At 41.3% G+C, this 22,722-nt stretch carries 20 protein-coding genes and 1 riboswitch; of the genes, 7 read left to right on the forward strand and 13 right to left on the reverse strand.

Annotated features, from left to right (window positions below; all coding sequences use genetic code 11):
* Positions 1-34: 34 nt before the first annotated feature.
* From OCV60_RS00300 to metG, 3 genes are all read right to left on the reverse strand, one after another.
* Entirely contained in the window at positions 35-1,099 is a 1,065-nt protein-coding gene (locus OCV60_RS00300; protein ID WP_021944014.1) for a DUF6382 domain-containing protein, read from the reverse strand.
* A gap of 43 nt (positions 1,100-1,142) precedes the next feature.
* On the reverse strand, positions 1,143-2,960 hold the full coding sequence (gene glmS, locus OCV60_RS00305) for a glutamine--fructose-6-phosphate transaminase (isomerizing) (protein WP_021944015.1): 1,818 nt from the start codon (positions 2,958-2,960) through the stop codon (positions 1,143-1,145).
* A gap of 371 nt (positions 2,961-3,331) precedes the next feature.
* Positions 3,332-5,368, reverse strand: coding sequence for a methionine--tRNA ligase (gene metG, locus OCV60_RS00310; protein ID WP_021944016.1), 2,037 nt, complete (start codon positions 5,366-5,368; stop codon positions 3,332-3,334).
* Positions 5,369-5,679: 311 nt separating this feature from the next.
* Between metG and OCV60_RS00315 the strand changes: the two genes are divergently transcribed.
* Positions 5,680-6,600, forward strand: coding sequence for a DMT family transporter (locus OCV60_RS00315; protein WP_117784687.1), 921 nt, complete (start codon positions 5,680-5,682; stop codon positions 6,598-6,600).
* Positions 6,601-6,690: 90 nt separating this feature from the next.
* Here OCV60_RS00315 and OCV60_RS00320 read toward each other — a convergent pair whose 3' ends face one another.
* Both OCV60_RS00320 and OCV60_RS00325 read right to left on the reverse strand, forming a co-directional pair.
* Positions 6,691-7,068, reverse strand: coding sequence for a DUF2752 domain-containing protein (locus tag OCV60_RS00320; protein WP_021944018.1), 378 nt, complete (start codon positions 7,066-7,068; stop codon positions 6,691-6,693).
* Between the two features lie 9 nt (positions 7,069-7,077).
* Complete coding sequence (locus OCV60_RS00325; protein ID WP_021944019.1) at positions 7,078-7,629, reverse strand: DUF4234 domain-containing protein; 552 nt, start codon at positions 7,627-7,629, stop codon at positions 7,078-7,080.
* A 366-nt stretch (positions 7,630-7,995) separates the two neighbouring features.
* Here OCV60_RS00325 and OCV60_RS00330 point away from each other — a divergent pair, with 366 nt between their 5' ends.
* From OCV60_RS00330 to OCV60_RS00355, 6 genes are all read left to right on the forward strand, one after another.
* Positions 7,996-8,928: an ornithine carbamoyltransferase gene (locus OCV60_RS00330; RefSeq protein WP_021944020.1), complete on the forward strand. Its 933-nt coding sequence runs from the start codon at positions 7,996-7,998 to the stop codon at positions 8,926-8,928.
* Positions 8,929-9,176: 248 nt separating this feature from the next.
* A complete protein-coding gene (pyrB, locus tag OCV60_RS00335) occupies positions 9,177-10,091 on the forward strand; it encodes an aspartate carbamoyltransferase (RefSeq protein ID WP_021944021.1) in 915 nt (304 codons plus the stop codon).
* A gap of 13 nt (positions 10,092-10,104) precedes the next feature.
* Positions 10,105-10,518 (forward strand): aspartate carbamoyltransferase regulatory subunit, encoded by a 414-nt coding sequence (locus tag OCV60_RS00340; protein ID WP_008400467.1) that lies wholly within the window; start codon positions 10,105-10,107, stop codon positions 10,516-10,518.
* A gap of 131 nt (positions 10,519-10,649) precedes the next feature.
* Positions 10,650-11,951: a UDP-N-acetylglucosamine 1-carboxyvinyltransferase gene (locus tag OCV60_RS00345; RefSeq protein WP_262528929.1), complete on the forward strand. Its 1,302-nt coding sequence runs from the start codon at positions 10,650-10,652 to the stop codon at positions 11,949-11,951.
* A 312-nt stretch (positions 11,952-12,263) separates the two neighbouring features.
* On the forward strand, positions 12,264-14,348 hold the full coding sequence (locus tag OCV60_RS00350) for a dockerin type I domain-containing protein (RefSeq protein WP_262528930.1): 2,085 nt from the start codon (positions 12,264-12,266) through the stop codon (positions 14,346-14,348).
* 34 nt (positions 14,349-14,382) lie between these two features.
* Complete coding sequence (locus OCV60_RS00355; protein ID WP_262528932.1) at positions 14,383-16,563, forward strand: cadherin-like beta sandwich domain-containing protein; 2,181 nt, start codon at positions 14,383-14,385, stop codon at positions 16,561-16,563.
* A 314-nt stretch (positions 16,564-16,877) separates the two neighbouring features.
* On the opposite strand, the gene metK is transcribed toward OCV60_RS00355, so the two are convergent.
* The 8 genes from metK to OCV60_RS00395 all read right to left on the reverse strand — a co-directional run bounded on the left by metK (position 16,878) and on the right by OCV60_RS00395 (position 22,663).
* Positions 16,878-18,065: a methionine adenosyltransferase gene (metK, locus tag OCV60_RS00360; RefSeq protein ID WP_021944025.1), complete on the reverse strand. Its 1,188-nt coding sequence runs from the start codon at positions 18,063-18,065 to the stop codon at positions 16,878-16,880.
* Between the two features lie 148 nt (positions 18,066-18,213).
* Positions 18,214-18,344, reverse strand: a riboswitch (SAM riboswitch).
* A gap of 125 nt (positions 18,345-18,469) precedes the next feature.
* Positions 18,470-19,216, reverse strand: coding sequence for a TraX family protein (locus OCV60_RS00365; RefSeq protein ID WP_117784684.1), 747 nt, complete (start codon positions 19,214-19,216; stop codon positions 18,470-18,472).
* A gap of 7 nt (positions 19,217-19,223) precedes the next feature.
* Positions 19,224-19,640, reverse strand: a complete 417-nt coding sequence (locus tag OCV60_RS00370) for an HIT family protein (RefSeq protein ID WP_021944027.1) — start codon at positions 19,638-19,640, stop codon at positions 19,224-19,226.
* Positions 19,641-19,700: 60 nt separating this feature from the next.
* Positions 19,701-20,843 carry a type II toxin-antitoxin system HipA family toxin gene (locus tag OCV60_RS00375; protein WP_173789206.1) on the reverse strand — a complete coding sequence of 381 codons (1,143 nt, stop codon included), beginning with the start codon at positions 20,841-20,843 and terminating at the stop codon, positions 19,701-19,703.
* Positions 20,824-21,108, reverse strand: a complete 285-nt coding sequence (locus OCV60_RS00380) for a helix-turn-helix domain-containing protein (RefSeq protein ID WP_117784682.1) — start codon at positions 21,106-21,108, stop codon at positions 20,824-20,826. Before OCV60_RS00380 ends, OCV60_RS00375 begins: the two co-directional genes overlap by 20 nt.
* A gap of 224 nt (positions 21,109-21,332) precedes the next feature.
* Positions 21,333-22,175: a nitrilase-related carbon-nitrogen hydrolase gene (locus OCV60_RS00385; protein ID WP_262528938.1), complete on the reverse strand. Its 843-nt coding sequence runs from the start codon at positions 22,173-22,175 to the stop codon at positions 21,333-21,335.
* A complete protein-coding gene (locus OCV60_RS00390) occupies positions 22,150-22,503 on the reverse strand; it encodes a type II toxin-antitoxin system RelE/ParE family toxin (RefSeq protein ID WP_117784680.1) in 354 nt (117 codons plus the stop codon). The genes OCV60_RS00385 and OCV60_RS00390 overlap by 26 nt, the downstream gene beginning before the upstream one ends.
* Positions 22,484-22,663 carry a hypothetical protein gene (locus tag OCV60_RS00395; protein WP_117784679.1) on the reverse strand — a complete coding sequence of 60 codons (180 nt, stop codon included), beginning with the start codon at positions 22,661-22,663 and terminating at the stop codon, positions 22,484-22,486. The genes OCV60_RS00390 and OCV60_RS00395 overlap by 20 nt, the downstream gene beginning before the upstream one ends.
* Positions 22,664-22,722 lie beyond the last annotated feature (59 nt).

Genomic DNA, 22,722 nt, shown 5'->3' on the forward strand with positions numbered 1-22,722 from the left:
TTCGTCTGTCAGAAACAGGACGAAGCCTTTTGGTTTATTTCTCGCGGAATGTGAATTCCTCGTTTGCTAATTTGAATTTGCTGCCATCGATCAGCATCATGTCTGTGCCGCTGTTGATGATCTTGCCACCAAGATAGGTGTGATTGGTTGATTTGTTATCACGCAGATAATAAACGCCATTGACGTTGATGATATATGCATGACGACGGCTGACAGAATTGTTGTCTGTTACCTGATAATCAACACCCTGTGCAGACTTACCGATACAAAAGATCGGTTTGTCGATCTTAATCCGCTCACCGGTTCTGGTTCTTACGATAACAGGACCCGGTTTGCTCTTGGATGCATTCGTCAAAACAGTCGTTGATGTAATGTCTGAATCATCATCAAATCCGATATCATTACCGGAATAATCCTTAACTTCCTTTGCCAGTTTAAAGCTTGGAGTTGATACAACGGTTGTCTGTAATGGAACTTCCTTATCTTCTATTGCCTCTGCTTTCTGCGGTCTGACAATGAAATGCTGCTCATCCTCCGGATGAACATTGTTGTCATTCTTCATATCTGTGATCATCTTGTAGAACTCTGACAGATAGAAGGATGAATTATGATCAAAGAATTTGATCAGTTCATATCCACAGTCTGAAGCTTTCTTATTTGCAAAGTCAAGCTTGTTTACCAGATCTCTGACAAACTTCTCCATATTGCATTTTTCCATCGGTTTATCAATTGGAAGGAACACAAGCTGAACACTCATATCCTCCAGATTCAGATACATGTATCCAATATTCAGGATAACCTTACCGAGTGGCATATCATTCGCCTTCAGGTACATCAACTGATCAGCTATGCTGAACATAATGTCCACCAGTTCGTCCCTGTGAATCTTCTTTGTAATAAACTGATTCATCGTAATCATGGCCGGAATCGAATATGTAAGTGCTCTCTGTCCGTCAATATACTCTTCATGGCAAAAGCTGTTGTTTCCTACAAATGATGTATTGTACAGCTCGACTTCATTATGAAGGATCTGGACATCATCTTCAATCTTAAAATATAATTTGTACTCATCGCACAAATATGTCTTCTCTGTGCTCATAATAACGCCCTCCGCAATTATTCTCCAGCCACTCAAGTCCCATTTACTCTACAGTAACAGACTTGGCAAGATTACGCGGTTTATCTACATCCAGCCCTTTTGCATCTGATGTATAGTATGCGATCAACTGCAAAATAACAGCCGCTGCAAATACAGTAAATAAACTATCCTGCTTAGGTATTCTTATATGCTTATCACATATCTGGGTGTCAGTAACTTCGTCACCCATACTAATTAGAATAACATATGCTCCCCTGGCTTTTACTTCCCTTATATTTGAAACCATCTTCTCGTATACAGCCGGCTGTGTCGCTAACGCGATAACCGGTACATTCTCTGTGATCAGAGCGATCGTACCATGTTTTAATTCACCTGCTGCGTAAGCCTCCGCATGAACATAGGATATCTCCTTCAACTTCAGAGCCCCCTCCAGTGAAAGAGTATAATCCATGCCCCTTCCGATAAAGAATGCATCCGGAGCCATTTTTATGTAATTAGCAACAGTCTTGACTTCATCTGCCTGAAGCAGGGTTTCTTCTATTACCGGAATTGTTCCCAACAGTTTGCTGATAAATTCCTTTGCCTGCTCTTCTGAATAAATTCCTTTTACAAGTCCAAGCCTGCAGCCGATTAAATACATTGCCGCCATCTGAACCGAATATGCCTTTGTACTTGCAACTGCAATCTCCGGTCCGGCATGTGTATATAACACATAATCACTTTCTCTTGCGATCGTAGACCCTTTTACATTTACGATCGAAATAACCTTGGAACCACATCTTTTTGCCAGACGCATTGCTTCCAATGTGTCAATTGTCTCTCCCGACTGGGAAGTTACGATAACCAATGTCTTCTCATTGATCAGTGGTTCTTTATAACGGAATTCTGATGCGATCTCCACATTTACCGGTATACGAAGCTCTGATTCAATCATTGCTTTTCCTACGATTCCGGCATGCATAGCAGTTCCGCATGCAATGACTGTGATATTTTCACAATTTTTAAATACTTCATCATCAATCCCGTCTTCTGTAAAATCAGGGAGTGAATTCACAATTCTTGGTGTGATCGTATTTCTCAGGGATTCCGGCTGCTCATAAATCTCTTTTAACATGAAATGTGGAAATCCACCTTTCTGAGCGGCTGTAATATCCCATGTAATCTCTAACATCTGTGGCTTTACTTCATTGCCTTTCAGATCCTCAACCCGGATTCCTTCCTGTGTCATTGTAAGGATATGATATTCCGGCACAACAAAATAATCTTTTGAGAATGAAATGATCGCTGTCAGGTCTGACGCAATGATAGATCCTTCTTCGCTGTGTGCTGCTACCATCGGGCTGACATTTCTTACTGCATATATGATCCCAGGTCTGTCTGCAAACATAATGCAAAGCGCAAATGAACCCGCAATTATCTTAACCGCCTTCCGAATCGCTGCGATCGGATCACCATCATACAGAGTATCCAGCAGGGCTGCCACAACTTCAGAATCTGTTTCTGATACAAGCTTATCTGCCAGTCCATACTCTCTTATGATGTCACTGTAATTCTCAATGATACCATTGTGGATAAGAGCAACATTTCCACATCTGTGCGGATGCGCATTCGCATCTGTAACTCCACCATGTGTTGCCCATCTTGTATGTCCGATACCGCAAGTCGATGAATAATCTCCATCCTTACACAGTTCCCTGAGTTCGCTGACTCTTCCTGCCTTCTTCCGGATCGTTAATGTATCATCGTCATTTAAAAGTGCAATACCCGCACTGTCATAGCCTCTGTACTCTAACCGCTCCAGTCCATCGATCAGGATATCCTTCGCCGGCTTTCTGCCTGTAAAACCTATGATTCCACACATATATTCAATTATCTCCTTTCGGCTTATGATGCATATTTCTTTTTCTGTTCGTATATCTGTCTTTATCGTCCGTCAGATATTTTACTGCATCATCAAATTATCCGGTCATGCTGCTTTGTTTTGGAATCTCTTCCATATTTGGCATGCATGTGCGCATCCGGACTCTGCGTAGAGGCATCCGCCGAATTTTCGATAACCTCTATCCTCGTCACCCTTTTCGTCGTTGATCCAAAGGGACATGGCGCTAAGATTTCTAAATCTTTCAAAATCTGCTTTCCTCCATACTATAAGCAGACATTAAAATTCTATCATAGACCACCCAATAAATCAACGACTTCATATCTGTAGGGCTGCGTTTTCTATTAAATTAATTAGCTGATGAATGAACCACCTGGCAGATTCTTCTCGGTTGTAAGAAGGGACAGATTGCCCTCTGCATCCTCTGCACACAGCAGCATACCTTCTGATACAACTCCTGCAAGCTTGCATGGCTTCAGGTTTACGATCGCAACAACGCGCTTTCCAACCATTTCTTCCGGTGAATAGGAGCCTTTAATTCCCGATACGATCTGTTTCACATTGTTCTCACCGAATTTAACCTGAGAACATAAAAGTTTTCTGGAATTCTGTACTTCCTCACATGCAATGATCTCGCCGATCATCAACTGCATCTTCTCAAATTCTTCGATCGTGATCTGCTGTTTATTCAGAACAGACGGATCATTGTTAAGTGCAGCGACCTTAGCTTCTGCCTGTTTCATTTTCTTCTTTTCTTCGGAATTCTCTTTTTCTTCCTTCTGCTTCTTTGCTTTCTCGTAGATAGTTTCTTCTACAGGAGGTGCAAACTTGGCAACTTCTGCCATAACTTCCTTTACATCCAGTCTTGCGAACAGGATCTCAGGAGTTTCTGTTACCTTGTTTCCGGATGGATAAAGACCGAATCTTCCAAGCTCTGTTACCTTTCTCTTTGCAGCATTTAACTGGTTCAGGATCTTAACAGAGGTATCCGGCATATATGGCTCCAGAAGGGACGCACCGATCACGATGCTCTCAACCAGATTATATAATACGGTATTCAGACGATCCTGCTTTGTTTCATCTTTTGCAAGTGCCCAAGGCATGGTCTCGTCGATATATTTGTTGCATCTCTTGAATAAGGTGAAGATCTCTGAGATCGCATCTGCAACCTTTAACTTATCCATGCATTCTGCGACCTTGATACGGCAGTTTAATACGACATTCTTCAGATCTTCATCTACTTCTTCTATTACTCCGGTATTCGTAACTACGCCGCCAAAGTATTTGTTTGACATAGAGATCGTACGATTTACCAGATTTCCAAGTGTGTTTGCAAGCTCGGAATTGATTCTTTCTACAACCAGCTCCCATGAAATGATTCCGTCATTCTCAAACGGCATCTCATGCAGAACGAAGAAACGGACTGCATCCACACCAAACAGGCGGACCATATCATCTGCATACATTACATTTCCCTTGGACTTACTCATCTTACCGTCATTCTGGATCAGCCATGGATGTCCGAAGATCTGCTTTGGAAGCGGTACTCCAAGCGCCATCAGCATGATCGGCCAGTAGATCGTATGGAATCTTAAGATATCTTTTCCGATCAGATGTAAGTCAGCAGGCCAGTATTTTTTATATAATTCATCGTTATTACCGTCTACATCGTATCCAAGACCTGTAATATAGTTTGATAATGCATCGATCCATACATAGATAATATGCTTGTCATCAAAATCAACCGGGATACCCCATTTAAAGGATGTTCTGGATACGCACAGATCCTGAAGTCCCGGCTTGATGAAGTTATTGATCATCTCGTTCTTTCTGGACTCCGGCTGAATAAAATCAGGATTCTGCTCAATGTGCTTCATCAGTCTGTCCTGATATTTGCTGAGTTTGAAGAAATATGCTTCCTCTTTTGCTTCCTGTACCGGTCTTCCGCAGTCCGGGCATTTGCCGTCTACAAGCTGTGAATCTGTAAAGAAGGATTCACATGGAGTACAGTATTTTCCTACATATTCTCCCTTATATATGTCACCCTGATCGTACAGCTTCTTAAAAATCTTCTGAACCTGTCTCTCATGATCTGCATCTGTTGTTCTGATAAATTTGTCGTAAGATGTGTTCATCAGATCCCAGATATTCTTAATCTCGCCTGAAATCTCGTCAACGAATTCCTTTGGAGTCTGCATGTTCTCAAAAGCCTTGTTCTCGATCTTCTGACCATGTTCATCGGTTCCGGTCTGGAATCTTACATCATATCCTGCGAATCTCTTGTACCTTGCAATGCTGTCAGCCAACACGATCTCGTAGGTGTTGCCTATATGAGGTTTACCTGATGCATATGCAATAGCGGTTGTAATATAATACGGTTTTTTTGCCATTTCAAAAACCCTCCTTGATAAAACTACAAACACGAATGAAATGTCTGCGCTATTTTTTCTGGCAATCTTATGTGCTCAGATAACAAAAATTATATGCCTTTTTTGTGCAAATTGTCAACAGATTCCATTTGTTTTTATACAGTTTTTGCAACCTTCATCTCTAAATAAAATTATGTCTTTTTTTTCGGATTTCTTTTATGCTATAGTATGTCCGAACAGTTCGATCATGTAATACCGCACGACACATCTGTGAATCTGCCGTCATCCGTTACTGTTTAAAATTATACTTTTATTATTGAGGTTATTCTGTCATGAAAAATTTTTTAACGAAAACACCTGTTGTTATCACACTTGCACTCATCTGCTGTGCCTTATGGGGAAGCGCCTTTCCCTGCATCAAGATCGGCTACCAGATGTTTTCAATCGGCGGAAATGATACCGCATCCCAGATCCTGTTCGCCGGCATCCGTTTTCTGCTCGCCGGACTTATGGTTATCCTTATCTGCAGCTTCATATATAAAAAGCCTTTGATCCCACATAACGGGACAACGGTCAAACGTATCTTTATCCTGTCATTGTTCCAGACTATCCTACAATACGTCTTCTTTTACATCGGTTTAGCAAATACGACCGGAAGCAAGGCAGCGATCATTGAAGCGACAAACGTCTTTCTGGCGATTCTTGTATCGGGTCTGTTATTTAAAATGGAAAAGGTTACATCCAAAAAGATGCTTGGATGTCTGATTGGATTTATCGGAGTTGTTATCATCAATCTGGGAAATGGTGTAGACGCGCATTTCACTCTCACCGGAGAAGGCTTCATCCTGTTATCAACAGTGGCTTATGCTTTCTCTTCAGTTATCATCAAATATTTTTCCGATAAGGAGAATCCGGTTCTGCTCAGCGGCTGGCAGTTCTTTGTCGGCGGCTTCGTGATGATCCTTTGCGGACTTGCTGGAGGCGGACATATCGCGGGAGACTCCGCTCCTGCTGTCCTGCTTCTGCTCTATATGGCGTTCATCTCGGCCTGCGCCTATACATTATGGAGTCTGCTGTTAGCGCACAACCCGGTATCCCGGATCGCCGTCTACGGCTTCTCGAATCCGGTCTTTGGCGTACTGTTATCAGCTCTGCTTCTGCATGAAACATCTGCCTTAAACATCCGCTGTCTGGTCGCACTTGTTCTTGTCTGTGCCGGCATCATCCTTGCAAATAAAGAAAAAGCCGTATAAAAATACCATCTTTCATTCAACAAAATCTTACACTAAAACTTTTATAATGCTATGTTCTGTCAAATAAAAGATGGTATTTTATAAATTTTTTTATAAATTTCTCACAACGCCGAATATCAGCGCCGCCATGATCAGTATATAGATTAAAACCGTGTCCGCTGTACCCAGCCGATATGCGTCTCCTTTTATATAGTTCAAATCTCCCCTGACTATCAGATATATGATACATGGTCCTGCAATGTACAAAAACGGATTATAGGAAAAGGATGTCCGTATCTCTCCTTTTATTAAAGACAGGCATGCTCTGGTTATCCCACAACCGGGGCACTGCCATCCGGTCAGTGCCCGGAATATGCAGGGTACTGCCAGACCGGTCAGTCTGACAAATACCGCATACAGGATTCCTGCTAAAAGAATAATGCTATCCCGATATATAATCTTTCGGACACGATTTTTCTTTTCTTCCATATATGTTTCTTACTGTCCGTTATATGGGTTGTTATTATCATTTCCATTGCTGTATGGATTATTGCCGCTCTGGTTGTAACCACCATACTGCTGGCTCTGATCATATCCACCATACTGCTGATTCTGGTTGTATCCGCCGTTATATGGCTGCTGATTCTGGTTGTATCCGCCGTACTGCTGGTTCTGATATCCACCATTATATGGCTGGCCATATCCGTTCGTTCCGCTGTACTTATTAATCGCATCCTGTGCCAGTGCGTAGTCGATAATTCCAAGTCCAAATAACTGAAGAACTACAAACAGGATACCGCTATTGCTGGATGGCATACCGCCTCTGTTCTTGATGATATCGACCTTTTCACCCATCTTGTAAGCCCAGTACCATCCATAAATACCACAGGTAACAAGTGTAAGCAACAGTGCCATTCCGCCACCTGCCAGTTCATTCTCACCCGACATCTCATTTGTATCGTCTGTAATACATACAAACCAGTAAAGTCCATAAATACCACAGGTAACGATCGTCAATAAGATACACATACCAATACTTCTTTGTTTCATACTTTCCTCCTTGCCGATGCTCCTTCCGCATCTCTGATTTCATATAACAAAAAGTATAAAATATTTATAAACTGCTGTCAACGAAGTCTGTACCAAAATATTGCTTATTCTGCTATATTTATGCATAATGTACCAGTATCTATCTGTTATCGCCCTGCATGTTTGCAAAATAAATACAAAAAAATTGAAAAAAAATACATATCGTGATACAATTTATTTTTCTGTTATTATTTCAATAACAATATTATAAATATGCCCTGCTTCTCTATTTTATGTTATATGAATATATGCAATTTTTCTGTATAATTTATGCATATATGCGAAGCAGTGACGAATACATACTATTTTAAAGAAGAGGTGTCAGTTATGAAAAACATGTTAAACTTCAAGGAATTCACAGCAGATGAGCTGATGGATATCCTGAACCTTGCTCTGGATATGAAGAAGAATCCGGAGAAGTACAGCGAATCCTTAAAAGGAAAGAAACTTTATACTTTATTTGAAAAGACATCAACCAGAACCTTTCTTTCATTTGCAACCGGCATTACCGAGTTAGGTGGTACCTACTACAACCAGTTATGGAAGGACTCCAACTTTGTACTCGGCGAGCCTGTTTCCGAGATCAAATATGTCTGCCGTAATGTTGATATCATCATGGCACGTCTGATCAAAAATGAAACTGTTGAATTATTTGGCAAGAATGCTACGGTTCCATTTATCAACGGCTGTGATAATTCCTACCATCCATGCCAGATCCTTGCAGATGCCCTCACGATCCTTGAGAAGTTTGGAACTCTGGATGTCAATCTGATGTACATCGGTGCAAAGAACAATGTATTTAACTCCCATGTTGAATTCTTCTCCAAGATGAAGAAGGGTACGTTATACGGACTGACTCCACTTGTAAATGAGACAGCCTGTGGTCCTGATTTCTATGAAGAAGCAAAGAAAAGCGGTCATTATATCGAGCTTGATCCTGCCATGTCCATGGAAGAAGCAAAGGAATATGCAAATAAGATGGATGTCCTCTACACGGATACATGGGTAGATATGGAATTCTTCAACAATCCTGCTTATCAGAAGCAAAAGGAAGAAACCCTTGCAAAGATGATGCCTTACCAGTTAAACGGCGACTTCACAAAAGACAGCAAAGCGATCGTATTCCACGATATGCCAATGCATGTCGGCTTCGAAATCTCTCAGGATGTCGTAGATAAGAACCTCGACCATATCCTAGACGAGGCAGAAAACCGTCGTCATGCTGAAAAGGCCGTAATGTACACACTCTTAAATTCATAAAACCATGGAATGTTGATAACCGCCTGGGGCATACTGTTATATCGCAAGCATTATCCGAGGCCGGTACTTAAGTTGCGTCCTTTGCAACTTTATGTACCGCTGCACGAGGATACGAGTGGAAACGTCTTGCGAATAACAGTATGCCCCCGGCGGTTATTTACATTCCATGATTTTACCGGAAAAAACCGGTTGCATGGCATTCAGGCAGGTGCTATAATCGGGGATAGCAAATTTGTAAGGAGGCCGCCATGAAACATCTGATAGACCCAATGGATTTAAGTTTGGAAGAGCTCGATCACATTTTAAATCTTGCTCAGGATATTATTGATCATAAAGAAAAATACAGTGAGTTATGCAAAGGCAAAAAGCTCGCTACTTTATTTTTTGAACCAAGTACAAGAACTCGTTTAAGTTTTGAAGCCGCCATGATGGAATTAGGTGGTAATGTACTTGGTTTTTCTTCTGCCAGTTCATCATCCTCATCTAAGGGTGAAAGCGTTGGTGACACAGTAAAGGTTGTAAGCTGTTATGCAGATATCATAGCTATGCGCCATTTCAAGGAAGGCGCTCCGATGCTTGCATCCATGAAATCTGATGTACCGATCATTAATGCAGGTGACGGTGGACATAACCACCCAACACAGACACTGGCTGATCTTTTAACGATCAAACGTGAAAAAGGAAGGCTGGACAACCTTGTGATCGGCTTCTGCGGAGATCTGATGTTTGGACGTACCGTTCATTCTCTGATCAAAGCAATGTCCCGTTATGAAAATATCAGTTTTGTGCTTATTTCACCGGATGAATTAAAAATTCCTGATTATATCCGCACAGAAGTGATCGAGAAGAATAATATACCTTATAAGGAAGTTTCATCTATGGAGGATGTGATCGGAGAACTGGATATCCTCTATATGACAAGAGTACAGAAAGAACGTTTCTTCAACGAAGCAGATTACATCCGATTAAAGGATACTTACATACTGGATAACAGCAAGATGGCACTTGCCCGTCCGGACATGTGTGTCCTGCATCCGCTGCCACGAGTAAATGAGATTGCTGTTGAAGTGGATGACGATCCAAGAGCATGTTATTTCCGTCAGGTATTAAATGGTAAATATGTCCGTATGGCATTAATTGCCACACTGCTTGGTTTAGCATAGGAGGTACAAACAGATGAACATAGACAGTATTCAAAATGGTATCGTACTTGATCACATTGCTGCAGGCAAGGCACTCCAGATCTATAATGACCTGCATCTCGACAAGCTGGACTGCTCCGTAGCAATTATCAAAAATGTCAAAAGCCAGAAAATGGGTAAAAAGGATATCTTAAAGATAGATCAGGATATCGACATCAACCTTGATGTCCTTGGATATATCGATCCGGATATCTCCGTTAATATTATCCGTGACGGAAAACTGGTGGAAAAGAAAAATATTGAGCTTCCGGAACGTCTGGTAGGCATCAAGAAATGTACCAATCCGCGCTGTATAACCTCAACCGAACAGGGAATCCAGCACATCTTTAAGCTTACAGACAGAGCACACCGGATTTATCGTTGTATTTACTGCGAAGCAGATAAATAATTTTACTTGCTATTTACTTTTCGCAAAAATATGCTATAATCTAGAAGTTATCTGTGCGGTAAAGTATCGAAAAACGACAGAAATTTTAACCGGACTTTTTAAATATGTTTATAAATATTTAGAGGTGCAATATGGAACAATATGTGATCAAAGGCGGTCAGCCTCTTGAAGGAGAGGTAACTATTGCAGGTGCAAAGAACGCAGCTCTCGGAATCCTTGCTGCTGCTGTAATGACCGATCAGGAAGTTATAATAGAAAATGTACCAAATGTAAGAGATACCCGTGTCCTTCTTCAGGCAATCCAGGGTATTGGTGCGACAGTACGCTACATAGACGAACATACCGTATCCATCTGTGGCGCCGCTATCAATCCAAACAGTGATCTGTGCGTAGATGATGAATTCATCCGTAAGATTCGTGCATCTTACTATCTGTTAGGTGCATTACTTGGAAAATACAAGCACTCTCAGGTTGCATTACCTGGTGGCTGTGATATTGGTGCCAGACCGATTGACCTTCACATCAAAGGCTTTGAAGCACTTGGTGCTCAGGTTGATATTGCAAACGGTATTATCTCCACACACGCAGAAGAGCTGATTGGAAACCATATTTATATGGATGTCACCTCCGTAGGTGCAACAATCAATATTATGATGGCGGCTGCTCTTGCAACAGGTAAGACCACAATTGAAAATGCAGCCAAAGAACCGCATATCGTTGATGTTGCAAACTTCTTAAACAGTATGGGTGCTAATATCAAGGGTGCAGGAACCGATGTGATCCGTATCCGTGGTGTTAAAGAACTCCATGGCACAACTTATTCCATCATTCCGGATCAGATTGAAGCCGGAACTTTCATGGTAGCCGCTGCCGCAACAAAGGGTGATGTACTGATCAAGAATGTAATTCCAAAACATCTGGAAGCTATCACTTCCAAGTTAAATGAGATCGGTGCTCATGTAATTGAATATGATGACTCTGTAAGAGTTATGTCTGATAAACGTTTGAAACCAACCAATATCAAAACACTTCCTTATCCGGGTTTTCCAACGGATATGCAGCCGCAGATGGCTGTCACACTGGCACTTTCAAACGGAACCAGCATTGTAACAGAAAGCATATTTGAGAATCGGTTCAAATATGTTGCCGAGCTTGCCAGAATGGGCGCTCACATCCGGGTAGAAGGCAATACCGCTATCATTGATGGTGTAGAATCCTTCTCTGGTGCAAATGTAGCTGCTCCGGATCTTCGTGCCGGTGCTGCTCTTGTGATTGCTGCATTAGTTGCAGATGATTTTTCCGTTATATCAGATATTAAGTATATCCAGCGTGGATATGAGAAATTTGATGAAAAGATCCGTGGTCTGGGCGGAAAGATCGAAAAAGTTGATACTGACAAAGATATTCAGAAATTTAAATTAAAAATCGGATAAATATACACATGAAAAAAGAGATGCCTGCTCCACTATATCGGTCAGCATCTCTTTTTATTTTCAAATCAGCAATCACATTTTCATAATCAAATATTTTCGACCTGTCCCGCTGTCCTATTTTCTATTTCAACCTATATGTTCTATATTGTACGCACGTCCAATTTTTTCTGTGAAATCACTAATTTTTTGACGAAAAAGGGGTTTGTTTTTTCTGAGATTATGGTAAACTAAAATCAGTATTGTATTTTTTAGGCTTATATATTTTTATCACAAAAATCGAATCGTGCATTTATATACAAAGGAGAGCATCATATGAATAACAAACGGCTAAGTAACAGACCATACCGATCCGCCATACTGGCGATCGCAGCACTTATCTGCTGTCTTGTGGTCTGTCTTTTCATGAACAGCGGACTTTCTGATGCCGCAGGAAAATCCGGTCATATCAAAGATGGAGTAACGAATGTTTATTTCCGTGATGCCCCCGGCGGCAATCCTGTAACGGATCACGGCAGTAACATTATGTTAAATGGGGGTCACAAGCTTACAATCCTGAACACCTCAAACAGCTCCTGGTATAAAGTATCCCTTGTTTATAACAAGACAACCTATACCGGCTACGTATCCGCTTCATATGTCACTATCGACAAAACAGACTCTTCTGATAAAAACAATACAACAGCAACGACAGAATCCTCAGGGAAAAAATCCGACAAAGATTTTGAATCCTATATGAATGATCAGGGATTTCCGGAAAGCTATAAGGCACAGCTCCGGGAACTGCATGAGGCTCATCCATCCTGGACTTTTAAAGCTGTCCAGACAGGAATCGACTGGGATGATCTTGTAGATAATGAACGAAACAAATCCGGTCAGATCAAAAATCTGGTTCAGGGAACCAGCAGTTATCCACGCTACAACTGGCGTTCCACGACGATCGGTTACAACATCAAAACCGATACATGGGCATCCTTTGATGGTAACTGCTGGTATGCCGCATCGGATAAACTGGTCTCCTATTATCTGGATCCCCGTGTTTATCTGTATGAACGGTTCGTATTTGCATTTGAGAATCTCTCTTATGAAGATTCTCAGTCCAAATCCGGCGTGGAATCCATTTTGAACGGAACCTTTATGTACAAATCCAAGCCATCCGGTTCCAACAGTACATATTCCGAACTGATCATCAAAGCCGGAAAGGCAGTCGGTGTCAGCCCATACCACATTGCCTCCCGAATCAAACAGGAGGTTGGCTCATCACTCAGTTCTGCCACAAATGGAAAGCATTCCGTATATCCGGGAATCTATAATTTCTATAACATCGGCGGTTTCGACAGCGTAACCGGAAACGCCGTTACAAATGCACTTAAATGGGCATCCTCCGGTTCTACCTACGGAAGACCGTGGAACACCGTATACAAATCCATCTATGGCGGCGCTCAATACATTGGAAATAATTACATTCTGCAGAAGCAGAATACTTTGTATACACAGAAATTCAATGTCACAAATACCTCTGCCTTATACTCCCATCAGTATATGACCAATGTTCAGGCGGCTTCCTCTGAAGCCTCTAAGGTATACGATGCCTACAGTGGCGCAGGCACACTGAACAATTCAATCACATTCTGTATCCCGGTATACAAAAATATGCCGGATACCATGGTCAGCAAACCGGCAGACAGTGGCAATCCAAACAACTATCTCAAATCACTGAGTATTGATAACTATTCCCTGACACCAACATTTGCAGTCAATACAACAACCAAGTATTCCCTGATCGTATCAGAGAAAACAAGTTCTGTTACGATTTCTGCAAGTCCGGTCAACAAAAACGCTTCCGTATCCGGAACAGGAAAAGTCAGTCTGTCAAAGGGTACGAATACAGTAAAAATTACGGTAAAAGCCCAAAGCGGCGCAAAACGTACTTATACATTAACGATCGTCCGTGGTAAATCTTCCGGTAATTCCAGCTCAGATCCTGAATTTGACGGTAACTATACTGTATCCGACGGAATCATAACCGGCGTAGCAGTATCAACCACCGTATCTGCATTTGTCTCCAATCTTGGATGTACAAACGGAACTGTCAGTGTAAGAACTTCATCCGGTGAAGAAAAGACATCTGACCGTATCGGTACCGGTGACATTGTAAAAATAACTGTTTCGGGCAATACCAGCACCTATACCGTTATTATTTTCGGTGATGTAAATGGTGACGGAATTATCAATGCACTGGATCTGTTAAAGATACAGAAGCATATTATCGGTGCTTCTACCTTAAAGGATCCATACCTGAAAGCCGCAAATATCAAACGAAGTGGTATGTTATCTGCTCTCGATCTGTTAAAAGTCCAGAAATATCTGATGGGCGCAGCACAGATCATGCAGCAGTAAATGAATAGATGATAAAATACAGGAGATATATAAAATGAAAACAAGAAAAAAATTAGCAGCATTATGTATGATCTTGGTTCTGGGATTAAGCTGTCTGGTATATGGAAACAGCATACACTCCTATGCAGCATCTACCCAGTTCTCGATCTCGCTTTCATCCTCATCCATTCAAAAGGGTGGTTCGGTTACAGTAACCGTATCGATCAGTTGTTCTGAAGCACTGGGTGCTTACAGCTATTGTCTGTCCTATGATTCCTCCTTACTGGAATATCAGTCCGGCGATGGCTATGGCGGAGGTGGAACCGTATCCTGTGCCGGATATGGCGATGGAAATATTACTTCTGCTTCCAACAGCTTTACATTTTCTGCTATAAATACAGGATCTGCCTATGTCAGTACGGGAAGCTCCGATGTCTATACATGGGGCGAAGAACATGCCGGAGCATCAGATGCAGGTGCTACGATCACAATAACAGCCGCTGGCGGCAACAGTACAACAGAAGCAACGACCAGCGAACCAAATACAACAGACACCCCGGCTACAACAGAAACAAATTCTTCCGAATCTACAACAGAAGATACGACAGACACTTCTTCCGAGGACACAACGGAAGATACCACAGAGGAAATGTCTGATAACTGTTATCTGTCTTCGATCCAGATCACACCAGGTGAATTAAAGCCTGAATTTGCAAAAGATACATATACTTATGAGACAACCGTTCCCGGAGATACCACAAGCCTTGCGATCAATGCGATCCCGGAAGACAGCAAATCATCCGTTTCCATTACCGGAAATGAAGATTTTGAACCGGGAAAGACCTCTCATATCTCTATCAAGGTTACTGCTGAAACCGGCGATAATCATATCTACGACATTGCGGTTAATGTGGAAGAACTGGTAGATACAAGAGCGATCATCCAGATTGATGGAAAAGATTATTATTTTACAGAAGATTACAGCAAGCTTACTATTCCAGAAGGATTTGCCGAAATAAAAGAGAAATATAATGATACCGAAATCATTCTCTATCAGTCTCCAAACGGACTGGTTAAATGTGCTTATCTGACAGATAAGGACAGCAAAAACGGAGCATGGTATATCATTGATACTACTGCAAAATCTGCGGTTCCATTTATCAATGTTGCATCTGCTTACAAAAGCTTTATCATTCTGACAGCCGGCGAAGACGTTACAGTGCCGTCGGGTTACACAGCTTTCACCTATAAGTTTAACAAAAATTCCGTAACCGCCTATCACAAATATGAAGATGATACGATCCTCGTAGTATATGCCATGAGTCCGGACGGTGAACCTGGATGGTTCTACTATGATACCGTTGAGAAAACATTTACCCGATTTGTCGCTTCAGCAGTTCCAACAGAAGCAGTCACGACTGCTTCTGCGACAGATGCCAACAATGGCTCTTTCTTTGATCAGCACAAGGACAAGGTTATCACTATATGTATCATCGTGATCGTAGTTATGTTCTTCCTGATCATTATCCTCGGAATTATGCTGATCCGGGTGATCAAGCAGGGACTTCCTGACGATGATCCTGACGATGATCCTGATGGTGCTGCAAGCAACGGTTCCGATAACGATACCGACGACAATGCAGGCAATGATTCCGATAACGATACCGCTGGCAACGCAGGCAATGGTCCTGATAACAATACAAGCGGCGATGCCGAAAACGGTACCGACAATACCAGCAATAATGCTGCCGATGATACACCAGACAACACAGATCACAACACAGGCAATGATACAGGTATCGATACTGATAATACTTCGGATGATACTGTTTCTGCAAATGATACAAAGTCAGAGGATACGATAGCCGCTGCTGTTGTTCTGGACGAAACACCAGCAGAAAATGCCGATGATACAAACAACCAAAAGCCTGCGGACATTCCGGTAACAGATGGCATGACAGAGCTTACTGCTAAGCCATCCGTAAAAGCTGAAGATGTCACTTCCACCAGATTAAGCAGCGAAACTAAAAAAGCAAAGGAAGAAAAAGAAGCAACTCCGGCAGATAAAATCATCAAAAAGGCGGCTCAGTACTCTTCCATGAATACGGCTGATCTGTCAGAGGTATTCAATATGGCAGAAGCGATCGTGAATCACGAAGAGCCAAAGAAAAACACCGGCTCCTTGCAGTTTAAGCCGATCAAGCAGAATGTACCGGATAGTAAAGAAGAAAAATAAGACCTACCAAAAGTTGTTATTTCCTGATTAAGGTTTCTAATCACGTTTGCCTACCTTTGTTTCACTCAATTTTATATGCACATGTCTCTGCCGCGATAAAAACCTTTGCGGCGACGACATGGCACAAAATTGAATGAAACTCAGTCGACTACACTATGGATTATGAAACCTTATTCAGAAATAACAAACTCTGGTAGGTCTTATTTTTATACCACCGCTTTGTCATAATATTAAATCAATCTCATGCGGCAAAAACGTGATTATAAACCTTATTCAAGAGCTGCAAACTTCCGACAGGTTTTTAATTGTTTCTCTTATAAATATGCCTTCAACATATCAACTTTGTCGAGTCTCTCCCATGGAAGGTCGAGGTCAGTTCTTCCGAAGTGTCCATATGCTGCTGTCTGCTTGTAGATTGGTCTTCTGAGGTCAAGCATCTTGATGATTCCGGCTGGGCGAAGATCAAAATGCTCACGGATGATCTCAACCAGCTTCTCATCGGATACCTTTCCTGTTCCGAATGTGTCTACCATGATAGATGTAGGTCTGGCAACACCGATCGCATAAGACAACTGGATCTCACATTTATCAGCAAGTCCTGCTGCTACAATGTTCTTTGCTACATATCTTGCTGCATACGCTGCGGAACGGTCAACCTTTGTACAATCCTTTCCTGAGAAAGCACCGCCGCCGTGACGGGCATATCCACCATAAGTGTCTACGATGATCTTACGTCCTGTAAGTCCACTGTCACCATTTGGTCCGCCAATAACGAATCTTCCGGTTGGATTGATAAAGAACTTGGTATCTTCATCTACCATATCAGCAGGAAGAACTGTATCAAATACATACTTCTTGATATCTTCATGGATCTGTTCCTGTGATACTTCCTCGCCATGCTGAGTTGAGAGAACTACCGCATCGAGTCTCTTTGCTTTTCCATTCTCATCATACTCTACTGTTACCTGAGTCTTACCGTCTGGTCTGAGATATGGAAGTGTTCCATTCTTTCTTACTTCTGTCAGTTTTCTTGCAAGCTTATGTGCAAGTGCGATCGGATATGGCATATATTCCGGTGTTTCATTTGTTGCAAATCCAAACATCATACCCTGATCTCCGGCGCCAATCGCTTCGATATCATCATCGCTCATCAGATGCTCTTTTGCTTCTAATGCCTTATCAACACCCATTGCAATATCTGCTGACTGCTCATCAATTGCTGTGATAACACCACAGGTATCACAGTCAAATCCGTATTTTGCTCTGTCGTATCCAATCTCACGGATCGTCTCACGAACGATCTTCTGAATGTCTACATATGCTTTTGTTGTAATCTCACCCATTACAAGTACAAGACCTGTTGTGATCGATGTCTCGCAGGCAACACGGCTCATTGGATCCTGCTCCATCAATGCATCCAATACTGCATCGGAAATCTGGTCACAGATTTTATCCGGATGACCTTCTGTTACTGATTCTGATGTGAATAATAATTTTTCCATCATTTCCTCCTTGTATAAATACTATCTATAGTTACTGCCATGCGTATTCGTTCACATAGCTTTTGATTTTTCTTTTTTCAGACAAGTTATCCCCACCTGGTTTTATGCAAAAGAAAAATCCGCTCTGAGCGGATTGATAAAATCAAACCTCTCATTGTTCGACGTCTGCATATCACAGACTCGCTCAGGAAGGCACCTTCCATACAGGTCTTTCTTTCACCTGTTCCGGGGTTGCCATGGCTTCATAGTCCCTTATGACTCCACCATTCTGAATAAGAGCATTTATAAATATTTATTTGTATTCAAACTGCAATGCAGTTCTGAAACAGCTATACTCTAACTGATATATTTCCATAAGTCAATAGGTAATTTCTGTTTTGCGACAAAAATTCATTAAAGCTATCCTATAAAACCGCCTTGCTGAGCAGGTATAAGATGAGCAAATGTGCCGGATAGAACACATAAAATGTATATTTAAGAACTTTATTCTTCCGACCATACTCTCCGTTGTACAGACTGATCGGCAGGATTGCCAAAACTGCATAGAGCTGCCTTATTCCGTAAAACAGGAAATACAGCACTGCCGATACGATTGCAAACCCCATATTCTGACGCAGCTTCCAGCCAAACGGATAATGTCCGGTCACAAGACCGGCATTTCTGAATACTTGTTCCGCCGTGTCATCCTTGGTCGAATAATAAATTAATACGATCAGAAGAATGCCCGCCATTCCATAATCAAAATGCAGAGCCTCTGAAACTACCATAATGACAACAATTCCGATGACTGCGCCCATCTGATTCCATTTTGCTACTTTTCCAAGATAAAGCACAACCAGCCCCGCCGCAAGTGTAAAGAAAATATTCTGCTTCTGCAGATCAAATACCTGTCCGGTCGATGCCAGATCAAATGGAACTTCCGAAATCAGCGCAAACAAAAAGAGCCGGATAAAATATTTTCTGATATCCGACGTATGCCTGTACCCTTCTACCAACAGGAATGCGAATATAGGAAATGCGAGCCGTCCTACAGCCCGCATTATCCAGTTATTATTCATTAGAACAAGTCCTACATGGTCACATAACATAAATATGCATGCCAGAAGCTTTAACTGATTTGAAGTTATCCCTGTCTCTGTCCTTTTATCCATGTTTTCCTTAAATTCTCTTACGAAGTGCCTTTGACAACCGATCCAGTTCCTCATTGTCTGACTGACCCGGAACCCATGTAACTGTAACCGTATCCTTAATGAATCTTGGCACAAGATGCATGTGAAAATGGAATACTGTCTGTCCTGCAGCAGCGCCATTGTTCTGAATAATGTTCAGTCCGTCAGGATTTAATTCCGCTTTCTGAGCCTTGGCAACCTCTGTCGCAATCGTAAAGATCTTTGAAGCAGTATCCGCGTCCATGCTATATATATCATCATAATGTTCTTTTGGTATAATTAAAGCATGACCTTTATTTGCAGGATTTACATCAAGTATTACTCTACATATGCTGTCTTCATAAACTGTTGCTGATGGTATCTCACCATTTGCAATCTTGCAAAAAATGCAATCGTCCTTACCCATAAAAGTTTCCTCCTTAATTGCTTTTTCCATTTTACTCCATTATGCGGGATTTTACAAGCTTTATGTGGTTTGGAAGGTTGCATAAGCCTTCAGATCTTCCTCAACCCGTTGTTTGATTTCGTTTATAATCTCCTGACATTGTTTTTTCTTCATTCCTGCCTGCACTCCTACTGTCAAAAGCTCCGTTTCTCCCGGATCTTGTCCATTTCCATCAACAGATGTTGTATGCTCACCATAATAGGTTGTGCTATACGTCAGATCATATGCCGGACTCAATCTCCATGTTTCTGATTCAGTATCATATACAAACGAAAAATTCTTTGAATGATCATCCCTGTTATGTGCAAATACATTAAAACACATTCTGCGAAACATATTTTCAACATCCATTTTATTATCTCGCGTCATTATTCTTGTTAATTTCATCAGGTCATGGTAGTCCAGACTTGGCTGATTAAAATCAAGTTCTAACAACGCTGCCGCCGTTGCCATATGAACCTTGCTCCCATCCGTTTTTCTATCAAATCTCCGGGTTCCAAAGTATCCTGCATGTCGCTGCGATGGAAACAACCTTGTCTCACTCATAACGATTCCACATTTTTTTGCACAGACCGAATAATCATATTCCATTTGTCCAATATCTGCCCTGTCAACATGTGCTGGAAATTTTATGATCCAATCTTCCCCATCTATCCTCGTCATGATCTTTGGCCTTGCTCCGCCGCTGGTTCCACCAAGCCCATATAATTCATCTAATTTATCCGAATATTCTGTATTCATGATTCTATGGCACGCTTCTGCTAATTCATCCAGATCATCCGTTTCCTGCTCCGCCACCAGAACGCTCTGTGGATGATAGCACAAAGCCCCCATCCCGGAATCTCCCACAATAGCAAGACGTTCTAAAACACCTTGTTCATCCGGATTGATATGATTTGCCCTAAGCAGCCGATCTAATAATAATCTTCCCCACGCATCTGGAAGACTATCTGCAAATATTCCAAACAGCCCGCCGAAATAATCTTTTTTCGGCACAAATACCTGCTTTTTCAGCGGCAGCGAAAAAGGGCTGATTGAAAATCCATCTTCCAGCCATTCATCACTATATTCAAAAGCAGCTTTTCGGTCTGCTGTTAACACCATCGTTCCCACCAAACGATCCTCATAGCAAACCTGAAGCATCCTATCTTCTATTTGTCTCATTCATAACCTCCTGAATATCCTTGTACGGAACCCGTGTAAACAATTCCCGAAGCTCATCTGCTATATCCAGTGCAACCGCAATCCGCGTCAATCCCAACAGAGAGATCTGTCCGGTTTGCTCAAATCGTTTGATTGATCCATAGCTTACGCCACTTTGTTCCGCTAACTGCTGCTGTGACAACGATCTACGCTTTCGTATATTGCGAACTCTTTCTGCCAATTTCTTATCTAATTCATCCGGTGTCTCCCATACAAAAGGTTTCATGTATCTTTACCCCGCAAATTATTTATATAGATAATATTTTATCTATATATCCGTCATTTTTATTATAATTGATAATATATTATCCATATTTATTATATACTATTATCTTATCACTTTCAATTTATCTTTATTCAAAAAATGAAATGTACTTATAACCAGTCGAATAAAAATGAAACATATCATGTATTTTTCATGCCGATCCAACTGTCTATAAGCACATTTCATTAATAAAGCATCTTATAAAATGTATTCTTTCTGTCATTTGTCTGTGGAAATTCTGTTCTTGCATGTCTGACTGCCCCGGGATCAATATCTGCAACACGCAGCTTCTCACTAACCCGGATCGATACATCCCGCCCAAGCCAGTCATATACATGAGAGCCCGGAATATAGTGAAGCCCATCTCCATCTCCAACCCGGTTGACTGCGATCACATATGCCTGATTCTCGATCGCCCTTGCCTTCAAGAGTGTTTTCCATTGTTCCGCCCTCGTTTCCGGCCAGTTTGCGATCACCATGATAGCTTCATACTGATCTCTCATTGCAGAGAAAATCTCCGGGAAACGAAGGTCATAGCAGATATATCCGCCTATCCGGATATCCTTTACCTGTGCCTGTACAAGCTTTTCTCCTGCCCGATATACCTTATCCTCACCGCTATATGAAAATGGATGGATCTTCGCATAATCAAGTACCACTTTTTCTCCATCCACAAGCACCAGCCGGTTCTCATAAACCGGTTCTTTCGTTTCATCATCCATCTTGTCGCTATCTGCCATAACCGCACGAATATACCCAAATGCCATCTTCATCTTATATTTTCTGCTGTTCTCCATAAAAAATGAAACACTGTCCGGGATGTTATCCGCATCCCAGCTTTCCGCATACAACCATGGCCGCATCGTGAATCCTGTCAGTGTCATCTCCGGAAATACCAGTAGCTCTACTCCATTTGCACTTGCTTCTTCCATAACTTCAAGGCAGCATTTCTTTGCTTCTTCCCTATTCTCAAATCCAATATTCAGTTCTGTAACGCCAACTCTAAGCATGATTGTTATCTTCTCCATTCGTTAAAGTCTGGTATATCCATGTTTTACTTTTTTCCAACTTATGTAATATTCTGATTATATTAATAATTTTATTATATTGATCAATAATATAAAATATTTTATATCTCTTATAATATATCTTACGAACACTTAATCCAGCTAATTCTACATCTTCATCCAACTCATGACATTCAGGAAAAAGTTGTAATGTGTTAATTGTTTTTCTTATTCCCTGCATCGTATTTACAGCAGTAGTAGGATTCAACAACTTATAAGCAATATAATCACCAGCGCTTTCTAAATCTTGTTCTGACAGTTTACTCATCCTAATTGTGTATTGCTGCATTCGTATATTTTTTCTCCAGTCTATCACATACCTCATTAAAATCTTTCGTACTATTCGATTGTACCTGATCCAATCCTGCAATTACCATATCTCTTACATTTATATTCTCCGTATCAAAAGATACCTTATATTTATCAATTGTAGACATTGCCATAATCATCGATTCTTTCTCTACAAATTCTAAAGTTTTTACCATTTAACTATACAAATAATTTAAAA

The organism is Coprococcus ammoniilyticus, from assembly GCF_025567345.1.
Classification (GTDB): Bacteria; Bacillota; Clostridia; order Lachnospirales; family Lachnospiraceae; genus Coprococcus; species Coprococcus ammoniilyticus.